Annotated in this window: 1 pseudogene; it reads right to left on the reverse strand. The window is 66.9% G+C overall.

The features are described from left to right. Positions 1-916 (reverse strand): annotated as a pseudogene (locus MOV74_RS39155) (formate dehydrogenase); the annotation flags it as partial.

Consider the following 916-nt stretch of genomic DNA (forward strand, 5'->3'; position numbering starts at 1 on the left):
TGAGCGTGCCGCCGCCGATGTCATCGACGAGCTCGCCGAGCGTCACGCCGAACGCGGTCTCGAACAGTCCGCCATGGCGGATGTTGCCGGCGAGCTGGATCGGCATCGTGCCGCGGGAGCGGCCCATGCCGAAATCGGCATAGGCCTTGGCGCCTTCGGCGAGGATGAAGGGGACGGCCGCGAACGACAGCACGTTATTGATGACGGTCGGCTTGCCGAACAGGCCGTGATGCGCCGGCAGCGGCGGCTTGGCGCGCACGATGCCGCGACGACCTTCGAGGCTTTCCAGCAGCGAGGTCTCCTCGCCGCAAACGTAAGCGCCGGCACCGACGCGGACTTCGAGATCGAAGCTGTACGTGGAACCGCCGATCCTGTCGCCGAGATAGCCGCCGCGCCTGGCGGCTACAATGGCGGCATTCATCGCCTCCACCGCGTGCGGATATTCGCTGCGGATATAGATGTAGCCCTTGGTCGCGCCGACGGTGATGCCGGCGATGGTCATACCTTCGATCACCAGGAACGGATCGCCCTCCATGATCATGCGGTCAGCGAAGGTGCCGCTGTCACCTTCGTCGGCGTTGCAGACGATGAACTTTCGGTCGGCCTTGGCCTGCGCAACGGTCTTCCACTTGATGCCGGTCGGGAAGCCCGCGCCGCCGCGGCCGCGCAGGCCCGATGCCGTGACTTCGGTAAGGATCGCATCCGTGCCGAGCGACAGGGCGCGCTCAAGTCCCTTGTAGCCGTCGTGCGCGCGGTAGTCGTCGAGCGAGCGCGGATCGATCACGCCGCAGCGGGCGAAGGTGAGACGGGTCTGGCGCTTCAGCCAGGGGATCTCGTCGGTCGCCCCCAGCCGCAGCAGATGCGGCGTGTTGCTGGCGAGCGCATCGAGCAGGGAAGGCACATCGGCCTCGGTGAC

The sequence above is a fragment of the Bradyrhizobium sp. SHOUNA76 genome (assembly GCF_023006445.1).
Lineage (GTDB): Bacteria > Pseudomonadota > Alphaproteobacteria > Rhizobiales > Xanthobacteraceae > Bradyrhizobium.